The following is a 19,359-nucleotide window of genomic DNA, read 5'->3' as shown; positions in this document are numbered from 1 at the left end:
AGATGACCGCTTCAGACGCGTGCGGCGACCGGGACTCGCACGCGCACCGCGATCTGCCGCAGCGCGGCCTCGACGGGCTGGGCTCCAGCTCGGTGTGCACCCCGCGCCGGAAGCAGACGGTGCGCGAAGACGGGGATCAGCAGCGAGGAGACGTCGTCGGGGATCACGAAGTCGCGGCCGTCGAGCGCGGCCCGCACCTTGGCGGCACGGATCAACTGCAGGGTGGCTCGGGGGCTCGCGCCGAGGTGCAGACTGGGGTCGGCCCTGGTCGCCTGCGAGAGAGCGACCGTGTACTCCTCGATCGCCGGGGCGACGTGCACGGAGCGGGCGAAGGCGATGAGCTCCGAGACCGACGCCGCGTCGGTGACGGCCGCGACGCCGGCGAGCGGATTCACGGTGTCGCGCTGCCGGATCATGAGGGCCTCGGCAGCGGCATCCGGGTAGCCCATCGAGATCCGCATCATGAAACGGTCGCGCTGTGCTTCGGGCAGCGCGTAGGTGCCCTCCATCTCGAGCGGGTTCTGAGTCGCCACCACGAGGAACGGCTCGGGCAGCATGTGGGTCGCGCCGTCGACCGTGACCTGGGCCTCTTCCATCGCCTCGAGAAGCGCCGACTGGGTCTTGGGGGAGGAACGGTTGATCTCGTCCGCGATCACGATGTGCGCGAACACGGCACCCGGCTTGAACACGAACTCCTGGTCGACGGGGTTGTAGACGCTCACCCCTGTCACGTCTCCCGGCAGCAGATCAGGGGTGAACTGGATGCGGCGGACCGTCGCGTCGATGCTCGCCGCGAGGGCACGGGCGAGCATGGTCTTGCCGACGCCCGGCACGTCTTCGATGAGCAGATGCCCTTCGGCGAGCAGGCAGATGAGGGCGCTGCGCACGGCTTCGGGTTTGCCGTCGATGACCTGGCTGATCGAGGCGGCGATCGCGTCGGTCCGCGCGGCGAACTGATCGGCCGTCATCGGAGACGAGTGGGAGATCTCTGACATGCGTTGCCTCTCGCGTGGGCGCAGCGGTGCGCGCGTGAACCGATCGTAACCCGATCGGGTGCGTGTCACCCCCAGATTCGGGTGCGGGATTCGGTCCCGTCGAGGCGGCCCTCGCTGCTGCGTGCGACGCGCAGGAGCGCGAGGCCCGCTGCGCCCTGGAACTCGTGCAGCGCGCACGGGCCGATCAGGCGCTGCCAGTGCCGGTGCAGGAGTTCGGCGTCCGCTCGACGTCGGGCGATCGCGCGGGGGATGGGGAGCAGCGTCCGCCCGGGGGAGAGACGGTCGGCGATGCGCTCGGACAGGCGCATCCTGCCGGATTCCGCGCGTCCGGTCTGCAGCAGGAACCGGGGTGTGCGCACCGGTCCGAACAGCTCCTCGACGGCGTCGGCGACCATCGCCCGATCCCGTTGCTCTCCGCCCACTTCGATGCGTACACGATCACCGTCCTGGCGGAGGGCACGGATCGTTGACTCGTCGATCGGACTGATCCGGCCGGCTTCATGCAGGGTGCGCGCGATCGCGACCGCCGCGTTCCGGTACACCTCGGCCGGTCTGCGACGATCGCGCAACGCCCGACCGAGCACCGGCACCGCGGCGGCCACGGCCGCCCCGACACCGCAGAGGAGCGCGAGTGCGAGGCCGCCGACGAGCGGGATGCTCAGGGCGCCGAGAACGTCCACCAGCGCGACGAGCCCTCCGGCGATCGCCGTGCCCGTGATGAAGGCGCCGATGGAGCCGGCGCCGGCCGCCCGAGCGGTGTGCAGCAGCGGCGCGTGCGGGACGCGCTGAATCCTCACGCTTTCGCGCTCGTGAGAGAGGTACGGCTCGCCGATGTGCCATTGCCGCCGCGTCTGCGTGCGCGTCGGCCGGCTCTCGGCGAGGAACGCTTCGACGTCGGCGACGGACGCGGCCGGGTCCTTGTCGAGGACGCGGTCGAACGCCTGCATGGCGGACGGCGGGAGCGCGTGTCCGAGACCGCTGACGATGCTGCCGTCCCCGTCGGCGCTCGGCCCCCACAGATGGGAGTGCTTGCGACGGAGCCGTCGCGGCTCTGTCGTGTCGTCCAGGTCGACCTGCGAGGGAATGAGGCATGCGACGGACCAGTTGTGAGCGACCTTGTCCGGCCACTCCGGATCGAGACGCAGCGTGCGTCCGCGCAGCTGCTGAGTGGCCGACGAGGTCGCGACGGCCGTGAGGTCGATGAGGGTGTTCACCGCCGGGCAGTCCCAGCCCTCGCCGAGCAGCCCGCGGGTGCCGACCAGGAGCCTGATCCGGCCTCGTCGGATCAACTCGGAGAGCGCGGCGACCATCCGTCCGCTCCCGATGCCGGGGCCGCGCATTTCGCGCGTCGGGCCGGAGCCCTCCCGCACCAGGACGGGTTCGGCGAGCAGGTCGGTGAGCTCTGCGGCGAGATCCGCGGCATCCCCTGCCGAGGCCCGCAGATGCTGCGCGGTGACGAGCACCGGGTTCAGCCTCACCGTCACGGGGTCGGCGGCGAGGAGTTCGAATGCGCGCAATGCGCCTGCCGCAGCATCCCCGATCATCCCGCGGCTGTTGCCGTGCTCGACGAAGTCGGTGACCACGACCGCGCGGACGCGGTCGGCGTCCTCGGACTCGAGCTCGAGGCGGAGGATCTCCACGGCGGCATGATCCTTCGCGGCCGAGTAGGCGAGCGTCGTGTCGAGGGGATCGCGTCCGCGGCGCAGCCCCCGGTCGGTGAGCATGTATCCGAAGTCGGCGAGGGCGCGGCGCACGTAGTCCCACTGGCGATGCGCATCCGGATTCCCGAGCAGTCGGGTCTGGGCGAAACGGGTGAGCACGATGAGCAGGTCTTCGCTCGTACAGCGGTCCAGCAGCAGAGGCGGAATCGCGGCGAGCAGCGGATGCTGCGGCTGCACGACCCGGAGCACCACCGCGCACGAGCGCGTCAGCGGGAAGTCGTTCGCGAAGGCGCGCTCGAGCAGGGCCTCCGCGCCTGCACCCGGCTCGTCCTCGTCTTCGTCTTCGGGCTGCAACTGCCTCTCGAGGTACGACACGGCGTCGGGGGTGGTGAGCAGCTGCATGACGAGGTCGTGCAGCCGTTCCTCGTGGTGACGGATGAACGAGATCTCGGCCGGCGTCGGCTCGATCACCATCACGTGGTCGCGGTAAGGGGCGAGATGGCCCTCCTTCACGACGGCCGGAGTCGGTACCTCATAGTCGACCTCGCCGAGGAGCTGGGTGTAGTTCTCGTACTCCGCCTCGTCGTCGGGCGAGGGCAGCGTCGCCGTGAGCCCGATCAATCGCGGCGATCCGCCTCGCTCGCGGATCCGTCCGGCCAGATAGGCGACGACGAGAGCCCAGTGATCGAGCAGATGGTGGCACTCATCGAGGATCACGGTGCGGACGCCGGCGTCGACGAGCCGGTCGATGAGTGCGACGGCATTCGGGTGCAGCACGCGGGCGAGTTCGTCGGGGTTGCGTCGGGCAAATCGCCTGCGCAGCCGGCGGACCCGGCTGCGGATGCCCGAACGGTAGGCGGCGGGACTGTCGACGGCGAGTTCGGCGAGCCAGGTCGCGGCATCCGCTTCGGTGCGGCCGGTCGCGATGAGCTCCTCGGCCCAGACGGCCCTCGCCAGATCGTCGAAGGGCGAGCCGTCTCCCGTCACACTGAGCAATTGGTACGTCATCACGGTGAGGTCCGAGATGCGCTCCGGGTCGTCGGACACGCTCGCCGGCGTCGGGGCCAAGGACTCCGCCGTGCGCACCCACTGTTGACGGATCGTCACGGTGGGGGCGAGCACGAGAGCGCGATCGCCCTCCCGCGTCGCGAGGAGCAGACCGAGCAGCGTCTTCCCCGAGCCGGGAGGGGCGACGACATGCAGAGGACCGACCGTGCCCACGGGGATCCGCTCGAGCACCTCGGTCTGATAGGTGCGCAGAGTCCCGTCGAACGTCCATCCGAGCAGCGGGGCGGAGGTCGTCGGCAGGTCCATGGCTTCCCCAGTCTGTCAAAGAGCAGGTCCCGGGATCGGCTAGACTTGTCGACGGCTCTCCGCGTGGCGGCATCCAGGCCAATTCCCCCAGGGCGGAAACGCAGCAAGGGTAACCGGGCTCTGCTGGGTGCGCGGAGGGTCATTTTCTTTGCCCACGGGTTTCCGAGCCTGTCGCCTGTGGGCGTCTGAGCCTGTCGAGGGACTCACAGACGCCCCTGGAAGAATCGACCCGTGACCGTCACCGAGCAGCAGGCAACGCCGAGCGCACTCCGCAGATTCGGTGCGCCGATCGCCCTGCTCGCGGTGATGTGGGCCGTGCAACTGGCTGACAGCATCCTGCCCGGGTCCTTCTCCGGCTTCGGGATCCGCTCCTGGGATCCGGCCGGTCTGGTCGGCATCCTGTTCGCTCCGCTCCTGCACGCGAGCTGGCCGCACCTGATCGGCAACTCCGTGCCGTTCCTCGTGCTCGGCTGTCTCGTCGCGGCAGAGGGCGCACGTCGGTTCTGGGCCGTGACGGGGATCATCGTCGTGATCGGCGGGGTCGGCACCTGGGCGGTCAACGCCCCGGGGACGCTGACGGTCGGGGCTTCCGGGCTCGTGTTCGGCTACTTCGGCTATCTCGTCGCACGGGTCTTCGCACCGGGGCGGGTCGCGCACCGCGTCCTCTACGCGATCGTCGCGCTCGTGGTCATCGGCGTCTACGGTGCCACCATGCTCACCGGGGTCTTCGCGGCCGGTGCAGGCGTCTCCTGGCAGGGGCACCTGTTCGGTGCGATCGGGGGCGGTCTCGCCGCCTTCGCCGCTCGACGCGCGCCACGACGGGAATGACGGCGCGTCGGCGCCGGGCCGTGAGCAGGCGAAGGCGGCCGAGCAGCCGGCAGCGGGCGCGGAAGCGGATGCAGAGGCGCCGGATGCTGCGTCGCGTCGGCGTGTCCGCCGCCGTGGTCGCCGTCGTCGCGGGCGTCGCGGTGCTCGCGGCGCCGGGACTGGCATCCTGGGCGCCGGAGCTGATGGCGGCGCCGACTTATTGCGCCGCCGACCCCGCCGAACTCGCCGAGGCCGACATCGAGGGCTGGAGCGGTGAGCAGCTGCAGAACGCCGCAGCGATCATGACGACGGCATCCGCTCTCGGCTTCGGGAGGGACGGGCAGATCCTCGGCGTGATGACCGCGATGGGCGAGAGCAGTCTGCGCAACATCGACTACGGCGACTGGGAGACGACGGGCTTCACGAACCCGGACGGCTCGCGGACCACGAGCATCGGCCTGTTCCAGCAGCAGGACTGGTGGGGGAGCGTCGAAGAGCGGATGGACCCCGCGACGGCGGCCACCCTGTTCTACCGGAAGCTCTCGACCCTGCCCGACTGGCCGCAGCTGCCGCCTTCGCACGCGATCCACCGCGTGCAGGTGAACACCGATGCCGACTACTACTCGCGGTACCAGGATGACGCGGCGGCCGTGGTCGACGCACTGACGAGCGGATGCTGAGCCCCCGCAGGCCTTCCGGGCGCAGTTTCTGCCGCTCGCACAGCCAGTCGGCGGCGCGAACTGCGACCGGAACGCTGAGGAATCCCGCGACGGCGGCACGACGTGCGACGGGAGCGTCGCAGGGCCGGGCCGCCTAGGCTGAACCCATGGCGCGGAGCATCTACATCACCTCGGCCGAAGGTCACACCGGCAAGTCGACGATCGCGCTCGGAGTGCTCGACGCGCTCATGCGGGTGACACCGCGAGTCGGCGTGTTCCGCCCGATCGCCCGGTCGGTGGTGGAGCGCGACGAGATCCTCGAACTGCTGCTCGCCCACGACGGCGTGCAGCTCGACTACGACGACTGCGTCGGCGTGAGCTACGACGACGTGAGAGACGACCCCGACCGCGCGTTGTCGACGATCGTCGCTCGTTTCAAGGCCGTCGAAGCCCAGTGCGATGCGGTCGTGATCGTCGGCAGCGACTACACCGATGTCGCGAGCCCCGCCGAACTCGGATTCAACGCGCGCATCGCCGCGAACCTCGGGGCCCCGGTGCTGCTGGTGCTCTCCGGCCGAGACCAGCAGCGGCAGGCCGAGCAGCTCGGCACCACGACGGCGCGCACCGCATCCGCCGTCGGCCAGATCGCCTCCCTCGCGCTCGCGGAGCTCGAAGCGGAGCGCGCCGAGCTCTTCGCGGTCATCGTGAATCGGGCGGCCCCTGATGCGCTCGCCGAGGTCTCCGCCGCGGTGGCGTCCGTGCGTCCCGCCCGCGACATGTCGGTGTGGGCGATCCCCGAAGACCGCACGCTCGTGGCGCCCTCGATCCGCGGCATCCTGGCGGCCGTGGACGGCCGGCTCCTGAAGGGCGATCCCGACCGGCTCGACCGCGAGGCTCTCACGATCGTGGTCGCCGGCATGTCGATGGTGAACGTGCTGCCGCGCATCACCGAGGAGGCTGTCGTCGTGATCCCCGCCGACCGCACCGAGGTGCTGCTGGCGACGCTCCTCGCCGATGCCTCCGGCACCTTCCCCCGCGTCGCGGGCATCATCCTCAACGGTCCGTTCCCGCTGCCGGAGCCCATCGTGCAGCTCCTCGACGGGTTCGCCTCCACCGCCCCGATCATCACGACCGATCTCGGCACCTACGACACCGCCGTCCGCGTCATGAACGCCCGTGGCCGCATCTCGCCCGAGTCGCGCACCCGCTACGACCGTGCGCTCGGTCTCTTCCAGGCGCACGTCGACATCACCGATCTCACCACGCAGCTGGGCCTCGCCGAGTCGACCGTCGTCACGCCGCTCATGTTCGAGTACGGGCTGATCGAGCGCGCCCGCGCCGATCGACGGCGGATCGTGCTCCCCGAGGGCGACGACGACCGCATCCTGCAGGCTGCGGCCACGCTGCTCGCCCGAGAGGTCGCCGACCTGACGATCCTCGGCGACGAGGGGGCGATCCGTGCGAGGGCGGTCGAGCTGGGGGTCGACATCGGCGCGGCGCAGGTGCTGAGCCCCAACGACCCCGCCATGGTCGAGCGCTTCGCCGCCGAGTATGCGCGGCTGCGAGCGCACAAGGGCATCACTCTCGCTCAGGCCGCCGACACCGTCACCGACGTCTCGTACTTCGGCACGATGATGGTGCACCTCGGGCTCGCCGACGGCATGGTCTCGGGTGCCGCGCACACCACCGCGCACACGATCCGTCCCTCGTTCGAGATCATCAAGACGAAACCGGGCGTGAACGTCGTGTCGAGCGTGTTCCTGATGGCGCTCGCCGACCGCGTGCTCGTATACGGCGACTGCGCGGTCATCCCCGACCCGACCAGCGAGCAGCTCGCCGACATCGCGATCTCGTCGGCGGCGACCGCTCGGCAGTTCGGCATCGAACCACGGGTCGCGATGCTGTCGTACTCGACGGGGGAGTCGGGAACGGGAGCCGACGTCGACAAGGTCAGGGCGGCGACCGCACTCGTGCACGAGAGGGCGCCCGAGCTGCTGGTCGAAGGGCCGATCCAGTACGACGCCGCCGCAGACGCGGCCGTCGCCAAGGCGAAGCTCCCCGGATCCGAGGTCGCCGGCCGCGCGACCGTGTTCGTCTTCCCCGATCTCAACACCGGCAACAACACGTACAAGGCGGTGCAGCGGTCGGCCGGCGCCGTCGCGATCGGGCCGGTGCTGCAGGGACTCAACAAGCCGATCAACGACCTGTCGCGCGGCGCTCTCGTCGACGACATCGTGAACACCGTGGCCATCACCGCCATCCAGGCACAGGGGCAGGAATCGTGAGCGCCATCCTCGTCATCAACAGCGGTTCGTCCTCGTTGAAGTACAGCCTGATCGACATCGAGCACGAGCACGAGCTCGCGAACGGTCTGATCGAGCGGATCGGCCAGGACCTCAGCCCGGTCGAGCACAAGGTGCGACCACAGGCAGGGACGGATGCCGTCGTCACGATGCTCGATGCGACGTACCCCTCCGAGCGCGCGGTCGCCGATCACGATGCCGCCTTCGCGGTGATGCTGGAGCAGTTCGCAGAACACGGGCCCTCGCTCGAGGAGCATCCGCCCGTGGCCGTCGGGCATCGCGTCGTGCACGGCGGGGCGCGCTTCTTCGCTCCCACCCTCATCGACGACGACGTCGAGCGCCAAATCGAGGAGCTCTCGGTGCTGGCCCCGCTGCACAACCCCGCCAACCTCGCGGGTATCGTCGCGGCACGAGCTGTGTTCCCCGACGTGCCCCACGTCGCCGTGTTCGACACGGCGTTCCATCAGACGCTGCCGCCCGCCGCATACACCTACGCGATCGACGCCGAACTCGCCCGCGAGCACCGGGTGCGTCGCTACGGGTTCCACGGCACCAGCCATCAGTACGTGAGCGAGTCGGCCGCCGCGTTCCTCGATCGCGATCTCTCCGAGCTGCGCCAGCTCGTGTTCCATCTCGGTAACGGCGCTTCGGTCACCGCGATCGACGGCGGCCGCTCGGTGGAGACCTCGATGGGGCTCACTCCGCTGGAGGGATTGGTCATGGGCACGCGGTCGGGCGACATCGACCCCGCAGCCTTGGTGCATCTCTCCCGCCGTGCGGGCCTCTCGATCGACGATCTCGACGCGCTTCTGAACACGAGCAGCGGGCTCAAGGGCCTCGCCGGGCGCAGCGACATGCGAGACATCCTCGCTGGGCGAGAGCAGGGGGATGCCGCTGCGACGCTGGCCTTCGACGTCTACGTCCACCGGCTGCGCGCATACGCCGGCGCGTACATCGCTCAGCTGGGCGGGGTGGACGTCATCTCGTTCACGGCGGGGGTCGGCGAGAACGCGGCAGCCGTGCGTGCGGAGGCTATGGCGACACTGGGCTTCGCCGGCGTGGTGATCGATCACGACCGCAACACGGCGCGAGAGCGCGGAATCCGCAGAATCTCGACCGATGCCTCGCGCGTGACCGTGCTCGTCGTGCCGACCAACGAAGAGCTGCAGATCGCGCGCCAGACGGCTTCGCTGCTCTGATCGCGCGGCATGGTGCCTCCGCCACTGGTGCGACTGCGTTCAGTGGGCGGTTGCGCGTGAGGCGGGGTCGACTCGCGGATGCTCGCCTGAGGCGCGACCGCGCGGCCGGGTCGGTCACAGAAGTGGTGGAATGCGGGGTACGAAGTCGCCACTCATGTGACCGCGCAGCGAGGCTGGTCGCGAAAGTGGTGGGGATGCCGGGCGTAGGGCCGCCCTTCATGTGACCACATGGGGTTACCTCTGCACGCGCCGCGCGACTACGCTTGCACCGTGGCACGGAGAGGTGCCGAACCCCCCTCGTCCTTCTCCCGGAGGTTCCTGTGCCTGACGCTCTTCCCGATCTGCTCGGCGCCGAGGGCGTGCTCTTCGATCTCGACGGTGTGCTCACGCCCACTGCCGAGGTGCACATGCGAGCGTGGAAGGCCGTCTTCGACGACGTCTTCGCCGCCTGGCAGATCGAGCCCGCCTACACGGATGCCGACTACTACGACTACGTCGACGGCAAGAAGCGCTACGACGGCGTCGCGAGCCTGATGCACAGCCGCAACGTCGAGGTGCCGTGGGGGAGCGTCGACGATCCGCCCGAGGCACAGACGATCTGCGGCATCGGCAATCGCAAGAACGCCGCCTTCGCCGCCTCGTTGCGCAGCCAGGGCATCGCCCCCTATCCCGGTTCGCTCGCGCTCCTCGAGAAGCTGCGCTCGGCCGGGGTGCCGCTCGGCGTCGTCTCCAGCTCCAAGAACGCCGAGGAGGTGCTGGCCGCTGCCGGTATCCGTTCGTTCTTCTCCGTCGTCGTCGACGGAGTGGTCGCCGAGAACGACGGGCTCGCATCGAAACCCGCCCCCGACATGTTCGCCGCCGGCGCCGCCGCGCTCGAGGTCGACCCCGAGCTCAGCGCGGCTGTCGAGGACGCGACCTCCGGAGCGGCCTCCGCGGCCGCCGCCGGCTTCGCCACCGTGGTCGGCGTCGACCGCGGCACCGGCGCCGATGCGCTGCGCGCCGCAGGCGCCACCGTGGTCGTGAACGATCTCGACGCCTTCCTGACCGCATCCGACTCCGCATCCGACTCCGAGGAGACCGCATGATCGACCGCGACCGCTTCCCCGTCGACCCCTGGCGCCTTGATCGAGACGCGCTACACCGAAGACGGGGTCGGCGAGACGCTGTTCGGCGTCGGCAACGGCTACCTCGGGCTCCGCGGCAACCACATCGAGGGCCGCGGCGCGCACGAGCACGGCACCTTCATCAACGGCCTGCACGAGACCTGGCCCATCCGCCACGCCGAGCAGGCCTACGGCTTCGCCGAGGTGGGGCAGACGATCGTCAACGCCCCTGACGCCAAGGTCATGCGCGTGTACGTCGACGACGAGCCGATCTCGTTCGACGATGCGGACGTGCGCGAGTACCGCCGAACCCTCGACATGCGCACGGGAGTGCTCGAGCGCGTCGTCGTGTGGGAGACGCCGTCTGGCAAGCGCGTGCGCATGCGCGACGAACGCATCGTCAGCTTCGCCGAGCGGCATCTGGCCGTCCTGAGGCTGGAGGTCGTGGTCGAGAACTCCGACGCCCCTGTGACGATCAGCTGCCAGCTGCTGAACCGTCAGGACGGCGCGGGCGTCTACGCCGGCACGCCCGTCGAGGCCCAGGGAGCCGGGTTCGACCCGCGGAAGGCAGAGAAGATCGCCGACCGCGTGCTCCAGCCCGCCGAGCACTGGCAGGACGGCCTCCGCTCGGCTCTGTCGTATCGGGTCGCGGCATCGGGGATGACGGTGGCGGTCGTCGCCGATCACGTCATCGAGACCGAGAACGAGTACAGCGCCCGCACCCTGATCGAGGCGGACATCGCGAAGAACGTGTTCCGTGTGCAGGCGAAGGCCGGCGTGCCGATCACGGTCACCAAGCTCGTCAGCTATCACACCTCCCGCGGCGTGCCGCCGCGGGAGCTCGTCGACCGCTGCCGCCGCTCCCTCGACAGGGTCGTGGTCGAGAGCGTCGACGTGCAGTTCCAGCGCCAGGCCGAATGGCTCGCGGAGTTCTGGGAGCGCAGCGACGTGCAGATCGACGGCCACGACGATCTGCAGCAGGCGACCCGCTGGTGCCTGTTGCAGCTCGCGCAGGCCTCCGCCCGCTCGGACGGCACCGGAGTGGCGGCCAAGGGCGTCACGGGTTCCGGCTACAGCGGACACTACTTCTGGGACACCGAGATCTATGTGCTCCCGTTCCTCACCTACACGTCGCCGCAGTGGGCGCGCAACGCGCTCCGCGCCCGGGTGCTGATGCTGCCGGCCGCCAGGCGACGTGCGGCGCAGCTGAACGAGGCGGGGGCCCTGTTCCCGTGGCGCACGATCAACGGCGAAGAGGCCTCGGCGTACTACGCGGCGGGAACGGCTCAATACCACATCAACGCCGACGTGAGCTTCGCGCTCGGCAAGTACGTGCGGGCGACCGGCGACGAGGAGTTCCTGCGCCGCGAGGGTGCGGAGATCGCGATCGAGACCGCCCGGCTGTGGGCGACCCTCGGATTCTGGCGCACCTCGAGGGATGTGACGAACCGAGCGGATGTCGACGGCATCTCGACGTTCCACATCCACGGCGTGACCGGCCCCGACGAGTACACGACGGTCGTGAACGACAACCTGTACACGAACGTGATGGCGCGCTACAACCTCCGCTACGCGGCCAAGGTCGTGCACGAGATCGCGGAGAGGCACCCGGAGGACTTCGCCCGGCTCGTGGAGCGCACAGGGCTCCGCCCCGAGGAGGCCGACGAGTGGGAGCGGGCGTCCGAGGCGATGTTCATCCCGTACAGCGAAGCCCTCGGCATCCATCCGCAGGACTCGCTGTTCCTCGAGCGCGAGGTGTGGGATCTCGCCCACACGCCCGACTCGCAGCGCCCGCTGCTGCTGCACTTCCACCCGCTCGTGATCTATCGCTTCCAAGTGCTCAAGCAGGCCGACGTCGTGCTCGCGCTCTTCCTGCAGGGCAACCACTTCACCGCTGAGGAGAAGCGCGCCGACTTCGACTACTACGACCCGCTGACCACGGGCGACTCGACCCTGTCGGCTGTCGTCCAGTCGATCCTCGCGGCGGAGGTGGGCTACCAGGATCTCGCCCTCGAGTACTTCGCCCAGTCGATCTTCGTCGACCTGCACGACCTGCACCACAACGCCGCAGACGGTGTGCACGTCGCATCGGCCGGCGGCGTGTGGACCGCGCTGGTGAGCGGGTTCGGCGGCATGCGCGATTACGCGGGGGAGCTCAGCTTCGATCCGCGCCTTCCCGCCGACTGGCCGAGGCTGTCTTTCCCGCTGCAGTGGCAGGGCTCGGCCGTGCAGGTCACGGTGACCCGCGGCGCGCTGACGGTCGAGGTGCGCTCGGGGGAACCGGTGCCGTTCACGGTGCGCGGAGACGCCTACATCGCCGTCGCGGGCGACCCCCTGGTCGTCCCGCTCGCAGACCAGGGTCCGGTCATCCCCGGCCGTCCCACGCTGCGCCAGTTCGAGGACGCGCTGCGCGAGGACGGCACGCCGCTGTCGGCATCCGTCCCCGTCATCACGACCGCGATCCCGATCATCGGGGCTGACCCGATCGACTGACCTGCCATGTCGCCGAGACCCCGTCCTGTGGCCGAGACCCCGTCTCAGCAACGCCACAAGGGCGGGGTGTCGGCGCCGACCAGGGGTTTCGGCGAGGTGGTGGGAACTGTCGTCTCCCGGGCCGACCGCAACGTCGGCGGCACGCCGTAGGCTGTCATGGTGACTACAGCCCTCTACCGCCGCTACCGGCCCGAGTCCTTCGGCGAGATGATCGGGCAGTCCCAGGTGACCGATCCGCTGATGACCGCGCTGCGCGGAGACAGGGTCGGTCATGCGTACCTCTTCTCGGGCCCTCGCGGCTGCGGCAAGACGACCTCGGCGCGCATCCTCGCGCGGTGCTTGAACTGCGCCGAAGGTCCGACCGACGTGCCCTGCGGCACCTGCCCGAGCTGCGTCGAGCTCTCACGCGCCGGTGGCGGATCGCTCGACGTGGTCGAGATCGATGCCGCGAGCCACAACGGCGTCGACGACGCCCGCGACCTGCGCGAGCGGGCGACCTTCGCCCCCAGCCGTGATCGCTACAAGATCTTCATCCTCGACGAGGCTCACATGGTGACGCCGCAGGGATTCAACGCCCTGCTGAAGCTGGTCGAAGAGCCGCCCGAACACGTCAAGTTCATCTTCGCGACGACCGAGCCCGAGAAGGTGCTCGGCACCATCCGCTCGCGCACGCACCATTATCCGTTCCGGCTGGTGCCGCCGGCAGCGATGCTCGAGTACGTCGAGAAGCTGTGCACCGAAGAGGGCGTGGTCGTCGAGCAGGGCGTGCTGCCGCTCGTCGTGCGCGCCGGTGGTGGCTCTCCCCGTGACACCCTGTCTCTGCTCGACCAGCTGATCGCAGGTTCCGATTCGCCCGCAGGTTCCGACGTCGTCGAGGTCAAGTACGAGCGCGCAGTCTCTCTGCTGGGGTACACCCACGCGACCGTGCTCGACGAGATCGTCGACGCGCTCGCTGCCGGCGATGCCGCCGCGGCGTTCCCCGCGATCGACAAGGTCGTGCAGACCGGTCAGGACCCGCGGCGATTCGTCGACGACCTGCTCGAGCGGCTGCGCGACCTCATCGTCATCGCCGCCGTGGGGGCGGGTGCCGCCGCCGTTCTGCGCGGTGTCGCCGCCGATGAGCTCGAGCGCATGCGCGGGCAGGCGGCGGTCTTCGGAGGTGCGCGGCTCTCGCGCACAGCCGACATCGTGAGCGCCGCGCTCGACGACATGTCGGGGGCCACGTCGCCGCGCCTGCATCTGGAACTGCTGGTCGCGCGAGTGCTCGCCTCGGGAGCAGATGCCTCCTCCGCGCCTGCTGTCGCCTCTTCTGGGGTCACCTCCTCGGTCGCCACGCCTGCTGCCGCGCCGGTCGCCCCGCGAGGGAGCGCAGCGACCGAGACGAAACGCGTTGATCCTGCCCCGACTCCGGCCACAGCGCCTGCCGTCATCGCGCCTGCTGCCTCGCCTGTGACCTCTCCGGTCGCCCCTCGAGGGAGCGCAGCGACCGATACGGAACGCGCCGTTCCTGCCGCGACTCCCTCGTCGACGGCTCCGGCATCCGCGTCCGGTGAGCCCTCACCCGCTTCGCCCGCACCGGCACCGGCCCCCTCCGGCCCGGTGACGCTCGACCGCATCTCGGCGTCGTGGTCGGCCATCCTCAAGCGCCTCGAAGACATCAGCCGCACGTCATGGTTGCTGGCGACCGCGGTTCAGCCGCTCGCGTACGACACCGAAGGCGAGGTACTGACGCTCGGATTCACGAGCCAGCACGACGTCCAGAAGTTCAAGGGCACGGTCCCGGGTTCCGGGCCATCCGATCACCTGCGCACCGCGATCGAGCACGAGCTCGGCATCAAGGTGAAGTACCGTCCGGCCCCGATGCCGGCCGGGGGCGCACCGCGCCAGCCCTCGGCGTCCGCGCCCTCCACAGGTGACGCGCCCTCCACATCGGAGCCTGCGTCAGCGCGGTCTCCCCGCCCGCAGTCCCGTTCCGAGTCTTCAGCGCCCGTGACGGAGTGGGCGGTCGCGTCGATACCGGCGGCCATGCCGACTGCCGCGACTTCCGGGCGGTCGGCGGAGCCCAGCGCCGAATCTGCACCGATTGCAGGCGCGGAATCCGGCGTGCCTGTCAGCACGTCTGCGGGTTCGGGTTCCGCGTCTGCGCCGGAGACCTCGCTCCCGTCGGGCACCGCCGTGCGGTCGGATGCTTCCGCCCCGGCCGCCCCGCGGAGTGGCGAACAGGCCGCGGCGCAGCCTGCCTCTGTCGTCGTCGACGATGCGCCGCCCTTCGACGATGAACCGCCGTACTTCGACGACGAGCCGCCATACGATCCCGCATACGAGCCGGCTGCCGTGCCCTCCGCTCCGGCGGCCTCTGTTCGGGCGGTGGCTTCGACACCAGCATCCGCTCCGGCGACAGCATCCACTCCGGCGACAGCATCCGCCCCTGCGCCTTCTGCGCCGGCCCGCCCGCAGTCCGCTCCGGTGCTGACGGAGCGCACCCCGGCAGGGGGAGTGCAGCGTTACGGCGAGGCCGTGATCCGCCAGGTGCTCGGCGCGACCTTCGTGCGCGAAGAGCCCTACGAGCCCCCGACGAGGTTCTCCTGATGTACGACGGAATCGTCCAAGAGCTGATCGACGAGTTCGGCCGGCTCCCCGGCATCGGACCGAAGTCGGCACAGCGCATCACGTTCCACATCCTGCAGACGCCGACGTTCGATGTCGCGCGTCTCGCCGAGCTCCTCTCCGACATCCGCACGCGCGTGCGGTTCTGCGAGGTGTGCGGCAACGTCGCCGAGCAGGACCGGTGCGCGATCTGCCGTGATCCTCGGCGCAACCCCGCCCTGATCTGCGTCGTCGAGGACGCGAAGGACGTCGCGGCGATCGAGCGGACCCGGGAGTTCCGCGGCCTCTACCACGTGCTCGGCGGGGCGATCAGCCCGATCGCGGGCGTCGGTCCCGACGATCTGCGCATCGCCCAGTTGATGACGCGCCTGGCCGACGGAACGGTGCAGGAGGTCATCCTGGCGACGAACCCCAATCTCGAGGGCGAGGCGACCGCGAGCTACCTCAGCCGCCTGCTGACCACCATGCAGATCACGGTCTCCCGACTGGCATCCGGACTCCCCGTCGGCGGCGATCTCGAATACGCCGACGAGGTCACCCTCGGCCGTGCCTTCGAGGGCCGGCGCGTCCTGTGATCGTGCAGTCCGGCTTCACGCGCCGAGGCTGGTTGCTCTTCGCGGCCATGTGCCTGCTGTGGGGCGTTCCGTACCTGTTCATCAGTGTGGCCGTCGAGTCGTTCTCGCCTCCAGCCATCGTCGCGGGCCGTACTCTCATCGCCGCCCTCCTGCTGCTGCCCTTCGCGATCCGTTCCGGGGCGCTGCGGCCTGCGCTCAAGATGTGGCCCTGGGTGCTCGCCTTCGGACTGGTCGAGATGGCCGGACCCTTCGTGTTGCTCGGGCACGCCGAGATGACCCTGCCCTCGGGTATGACGGGACTGCTCGTCGCCACCGTGCCGTTGTTCGCGGCGCTGATCGCCCTCGGGGGCGGCGACAGGGGAGTGCTTCGCCCGGCTCGCGCGATCGGCCTGGTGATCGGCTTCATCGGCGTCGCGATCGTCGTCGCGGGCCCCGGACTGTTCGGCGGAGATGTGAGCCTGCTCGCGGCCGGAGAAGTCCTGCTCGTCGCCGTGCTCTACGCGATCGCGCCGTTCATCGTCGCTCGCAAGCTCGGCGACGTGCCCTCGCTCGGCACGATCACGCTGTCGCTGATGATGATCGGCATCCTGTATCTGCCCATCGGCCTGCTCACCCAGCACCAGGTGCCCACTCTGCCGTCGATCGGAGCGATGCTCGCGCTCGCGGTGATCTGCACGGCCGTCGCGTTCCTGGTGTTCTTCGCCCTGATCCGCGAGGTGGGGCCGGTGCGCGCCCCGCTGTTCACATACGTCAATCCGGTCGTCGCGATCATCCTCGGCGCGATCGTGCTCGCCGAGCCGCTGACACCGGGCCTCCTGATCGGATTCCCGCTGATCATCGCCGGATGCTGGTTCGCCGGCACCGGCGGACGGCTCCGCCCCACAGCATCCGCTCCGGCACCGCTGCCGCCCGCGCCCTGACGCGCGACGCCGCGCACCCGTTCGCCCTCGGGCCCGCAGCCCCCGCCGTCACGCCCGCCCACCGTCACATGCGCATCGACGCATACGCAGCCTCCGTAGAATAAGCGTGGGCGGATCCGCCCGACATCCCAGGGAGTGAACGTGGCCCTCATCGTGCAGAAGTACGGCGGCTCCTCCGTCGCCGACGCAGAGAGCATCAAGCGCGTCGCCAAGCGCATCGTCGACACGCGTCGCGCCGGTCACGACGTCGTCGTCGCCGTGAGCGCGATGGGCGACACCACCGACGAACTGCTCGACCTCGCGAACGAGGTCGCGCCGATCCCCGCCCCGCGCGAGCTCGACATGCTGCTCTCCAGCGGTGAGCGCATCTCGATGGCGCTGCTCGCTATGGCGATCCACTCGATGGGATTCGAAGCACGCTCCTTCACGGGCAGCCAGGCCGGAATGATCACCGACTCGCAGCACGGCGCCGCGCGCATCGTCGATGTGACCCCGGTGCGCCTGCGCGAGGCTCTCGATGAGGGGGCGATCGTCATCGTCGCCGGCTTCCAGGGCTTCAACCGCGACACCCGCGACATCACGACCCTCGGCCGCGGCGGTTCCGACACGACCGCCGTCGCGCTCGCGGCGGCCCTCGACGCCGACGTCTGCGAGATCTACAGCGATGTCGACGGCATCTTCACCGCAGACCCCCGCGTGATCCCGAAGGCGCAGAAGCTCGATCACGTCTCGAGCGAAGAGATGCTCGAGCTCGCCGCGAACGGCGCCAAGGTGCTCTACATCCGCGCCGTCGAGTACGCACGCCGTCACGGCGTCCTGATCCACGCCCGTTCGACGTTCTCGTCGTCCGAGGGCACCTACGTTCTGGGCGAGGGCATGAAGAACCCTCGCGAATCCAAGGGAGCAGCCATGGAAGAACCGATCGTCGCCGGCGTCGCCACCGATTTCGGCCAGGCGAAGATCACCGTCGCCGGAGTCCCCGATGTGCCGGGCAAGGCCGCAGAGATCTTCAAGATCGTCGCGAAGTCCGGCGCCAACGTCGACATGATCGTGCAGAACGTGTCGGCGACCGGGCGCACCGACATCTCGTTCACGGTTCCGAAGGCGGACGCTCCGGCGGCGCTGAAGGCTCTCGCGGGTGAGCAGACCGAGGTCGGCTTCGCCAGCCTCGTGCACGACGATCAGATCGGCAAGCTCTCGGTGGTCGGTGCGGGAATGCGCACCCACTCCGGCGTCTCCGCGACGCTGTTCGAAGCGCTGTCGGATGCCGGCATCAACATCGAGATGATCTCGACCTCCGAGATCCGCATCTCCGTCGTGCTGCGCGATTCCGACCTCGCTGACGCCGCTCGCACGGTGCACACCGCGTACGGGCTCGACGGCGAGGCCGAGGCGACTGTGCACGCCGGCACCGGTCGCTGAGGGTCGTCACCACGACCCAGGCGCCGTTCGCGGCACGGTAGACTCACCGAAACCCTGACATCGGCGCCAGGCGCGGCATCCGCACCCCGACGTCGCGCCTCGCGTCTCGCAACGCAGCTTTCGTTCGACGCCAAGGAAAAACCTCATGACCCGCATCTCCGACTCAGGACTCTCCGTCGCCATCGTGGGCGCCACCGGCCAGGTGGGCACCGTGATGCGCGAGATTCTCGCCGAGCGGTCGTTCCCGATCCGTGAGCTGCGGCTGTTCTCGTCGTCGCGCTCGGCGGGTACGGCGATCGAGTTCGGGGGAGCGACCGTCATCGTCGAAGACGTCGAGACGGCGGATGCCGCGGGCATCGACATCGCCCTCTTCTCCGCCGGTGCGACAGCCAGCCGCGCGTATGCCCCGCGCTTCGCCGAGGCCGGCGCCGTCGTGGTCGACAACTCCAGCGCATGGCGCAACGATCCCGAGGTTCCGCTCGTGGTCAGCGAGGTCAACCCGCACGCGATCGACGATCGCCCCAAGGGCATCATCGCGAACCCGAACTGCACCACGATGGCCGCGATGCCGGTGCTCAAGGCGCTGCACGCCGAGGCCGGCCTCGAGCGGCTCATCGTGTCGACGTACCAGGCCGTCTCCGGCTCAGGGCTCGCCGGCGCACAGGAGCTCCTCGGCCAGGTCGAGGGCGTGCTCGCTCAGGGCGACACCCTCCGTCTCGTGCACGACGGCTCTTCCATCGACTTCCCGCAGCCCGAGAAGTACGTCGCTCCCATCGCCTTCGACGTGATCCCGTTCGCGGGCAACCTGGTCGACGACGGCGACAACGAGACCGACGAGGAGAAGAAGCTCCGTAACGAGAGCCGCAAGATCCTCGAGCTGCCGGGCCTCCGCGTGGCGGGCACCTGCGTGCGCGTCCCGGTCTTCACGGGCCACTCGCTCTCGATCCACGCCGAGTTCGCGAACGACATCACGCCCGCTCGCGCGACCGAGATCCTCGCCTCTGCTCCCGGAGTCGAGCTCGAAGAAGTCCCCACGCCGCTGTACGCCGCAGGCAAGGACCCGAGCTTCGTCGGCCGCATCCGTGCAGACCAGTCCGCACCCGAGGGCAAGGGTCTCGTGCTGTTCATCAGCAACGACAACCTGCGCAAGGGCGCTGCGCTGAACGCGGTCCAGATCGCGGAGATCCTCGCGGAGCGCCTGAGCGTCACCGTCTGAGCGTCACCCTCTGACTGTCATAGCCGGAGCGCATCCGCCCGATGCGGATCCGCTCTGGTGGCGCCCGTGGGCGTGGTCGGTCGTG

General features: G+C 69.7%; 13 protein-coding genes, 1 other RNA gene and 1 pseudogene. 13 read left to right on the top strand and 2 right to left on the bottom strand.

The window, feature by feature from the left end; genetic code table 11:
• Positions 1-11: 11 nt before the first annotated feature.
• Both QFZ53_RS17210 and QFZ53_RS17205 read right to left on the bottom strand, forming a co-directional pair.
• Positions 12-995 (bottom strand): AAA family ATPase, encoded by a 984-nt coding sequence (locus QFZ53_RS17210; RefSeq protein WP_307298481.1) that lies wholly within the window; start codon positions 993-995, stop codon positions 12-14.
• 65 nt (positions 996-1,060) lie between these two features.
• Entirely contained in the window at positions 1,061-3,970 is a 2,910-nt protein-coding gene (locus QFZ53_RS17205) for a DEAD/DEAH box helicase family protein (RefSeq protein ID WP_307298479.1), read from the bottom strand.
• 50 nt (positions 3,971-4,020) lie between these two features.
• Between QFZ53_RS17205 and ffs the strand changes: the two genes are divergently transcribed.
• The 13 genes and pseudogenes from ffs to QFZ53_RS17140 all read left to right on the top strand — a co-directional run bounded on the left by ffs (position 4,021) and on the right by QFZ53_RS17140 (position 19,274).
• Positions 4,021-4,117, top strand: an RNA gene (gene ffs, locus QFZ53_RS17200) — signal recognition particle sRNA small type.
• Positions 4,118-4,201: 84 nt separating this feature from the next.
• Positions 4,202-4,798, top strand: coding sequence for a rhomboid family intramembrane serine protease (locus QFZ53_RS17195; RefSeq protein ID WP_307298477.1), 597 nt, complete (start codon positions 4,202-4,204; stop codon positions 4,796-4,798).
• An 83-nt stretch (positions 4,799-4,881) separates the two neighbouring features.
• Positions 4,882-5,457 (top strand): hypothetical protein, encoded by a 576-nt coding sequence (locus tag QFZ53_RS17190; protein ID WP_307298474.1) that lies wholly within the window; start codon positions 4,882-4,884, stop codon positions 5,455-5,457.
• A 146-nt stretch (positions 5,458-5,603) separates the two neighbouring features.
• The gene (gene pta / locus QFZ53_RS17185; RefSeq protein ID WP_307298472.1) at positions 5,604-7,721 is read left to right on the top strand and encodes a phosphate acetyltransferase; all 2,118 of its coding nucleotides are present in this window, start codon (positions 5,604-5,606) and stop codon (positions 7,719-7,721) included.
• On the top strand, positions 7,718-8,938 hold the full coding sequence (locus tag QFZ53_RS17180) for an acetate/propionate family kinase (protein ID WP_307298469.1): 1,221 nt from the start codon (positions 7,718-7,720) through the stop codon (positions 8,936-8,938). The genes pta and QFZ53_RS17180 overlap by 4 nt, the downstream gene beginning before the upstream one ends.
• Positions 8,939-9,258: 320 nt before the next feature.
• Positions 9,259-10,023, top strand: a complete 765-nt coding sequence (locus QFZ53_RS17175; protein WP_292910219.1) for a beta-phosphoglucomutase family hydrolase — start codon at positions 9,259-9,261, stop codon at positions 10,021-10,023.
• Positions 10,020-12,534 (top strand): annotated as a pseudogene (locus QFZ53_RS17170) (glycoside hydrolase family 65 protein). The gene QFZ53_RS17175 and the pseudogene QFZ53_RS17170 overlap by 4 nt, the downstream one beginning before the upstream one ends.
• A 6-nt stretch (positions 12,535-12,540) precedes the next feature.
• A complete protein-coding gene (locus QFZ53_RS17165) occupies positions 12,541-12,684 on the top strand; it encodes a hypothetical protein (RefSeq protein WP_307298465.1) in 144 nt (47 codons plus the stop codon).
• A 6-nt stretch (positions 12,685-12,690) separates the two neighbouring features.
• Positions 12,691-15,123, top strand: coding sequence for a DNA polymerase III subunit gamma and tau (locus QFZ53_RS17160; protein ID WP_307298463.1), 2,433 nt, complete (start codon positions 12,691-12,693; stop codon positions 15,121-15,123).
• Entirely contained in the window at positions 15,123-15,716 is a 594-nt protein-coding gene (gene recR, locus QFZ53_RS17155) for a recombination mediator RecR (RefSeq protein WP_292910227.1), read from the top strand. Before QFZ53_RS17160 ends, recR begins: the two co-directional genes overlap by 1 nt.
• Positions 15,713-16,636, top strand: coding sequence for a DMT family transporter (locus tag QFZ53_RS17150; RefSeq protein ID WP_307298460.1), 924 nt, complete (start codon positions 15,713-15,715; stop codon positions 16,634-16,636). The genes recR and QFZ53_RS17150 overlap by 4 nt, the downstream gene beginning before the upstream one ends.
• 141 nt (positions 16,637-16,777) lie before the next feature.
• Positions 16,778-18,058 carry an aspartate kinase gene (locus QFZ53_RS17145; protein WP_292910231.1) on the top strand — a complete coding sequence of 427 codons (1,281 nt, stop codon included), beginning with the start codon at positions 16,778-16,780 and terminating at the stop codon, positions 18,056-18,058.
• Between the two features lie 145 nt (positions 18,059-18,203).
• Positions 18,204-19,274 (top strand): aspartate-semialdehyde dehydrogenase, encoded by a 1,071-nt coding sequence (locus QFZ53_RS17140; protein WP_307298456.1) that lies wholly within the window; start codon positions 18,204-18,206, stop codon positions 19,272-19,274.
• Positions 19,275-19,359: the final 85 nt, after the last annotated feature.

Source organism: Microbacterium natoriense (genome assembly GCF_030816295.1).
GTDB classification, from domain to species: domain Bacteria; phylum Actinomycetota; class Actinomycetes; order Actinomycetales; family Microbacteriaceae; genus Microbacterium; species Microbacterium natoriense_A.
Note: the sequence above shows the minus strand (reverse complement) of the source record. Positions and strands in the feature narration are given on the sequence as shown.

Bases quoted from the DNA above. Each gene is read 5' to 3' on its own strand.
- recR (WP_292910227.1), top strand. From the start codon at position 15,123: ATGTACGACGGAATCGTCCAAGAGCTGATCGACGAGTTCGGCCGGCTC.
- QFZ53_RS17160 (WP_307298463.1), top strand. From the start codon at position 12,691: ATGGTGACTACAGCCCTCTACCGCCGCTACCGGCCCGAGTCCTTCGGC.
- QFZ53_RS17165 (WP_307298465.1), top strand. From the start codon at position 12,541: ATGTCGCCGAGACCCCGTCCTGTGGCCGAGACCCCGTCTCAGCAACGC.
- QFZ53_RS17190 (WP_307298474.1), top strand. From the start codon at position 4,882: ATGCTGCGTCGCGTCGGCGTGTCCGCCGCCGTGGTCGCCGTCGTCGCG.
- QFZ53_RS17210 (WP_307298481.1), bottom strand. From the start codon at position 995: ATGTCAGAGATCTCCCACTCGTCTCCGATGACGGCCGATCAGTTCGCC.
- QFZ53_RS17205 (WP_307298479.1), bottom strand. From the start codon at position 3,970: ATGGACCTGCCGACGACCTCCGCCCCGCTGCTCGGATGGACGTTCGAC.
- QFZ53_RS17140 (WP_307298456.1), top strand. From the start codon at position 18,204: ATGACCCGCATCTCCGACTCAGGACTCTCCGTCGCCATCGTGGGCGCC.
- pta (WP_307298472.1), top strand. From the start codon at position 5,604: ATGGCGCGGAGCATCTACATCACCTCGGCCGAAGGTCACACCGGCAAG.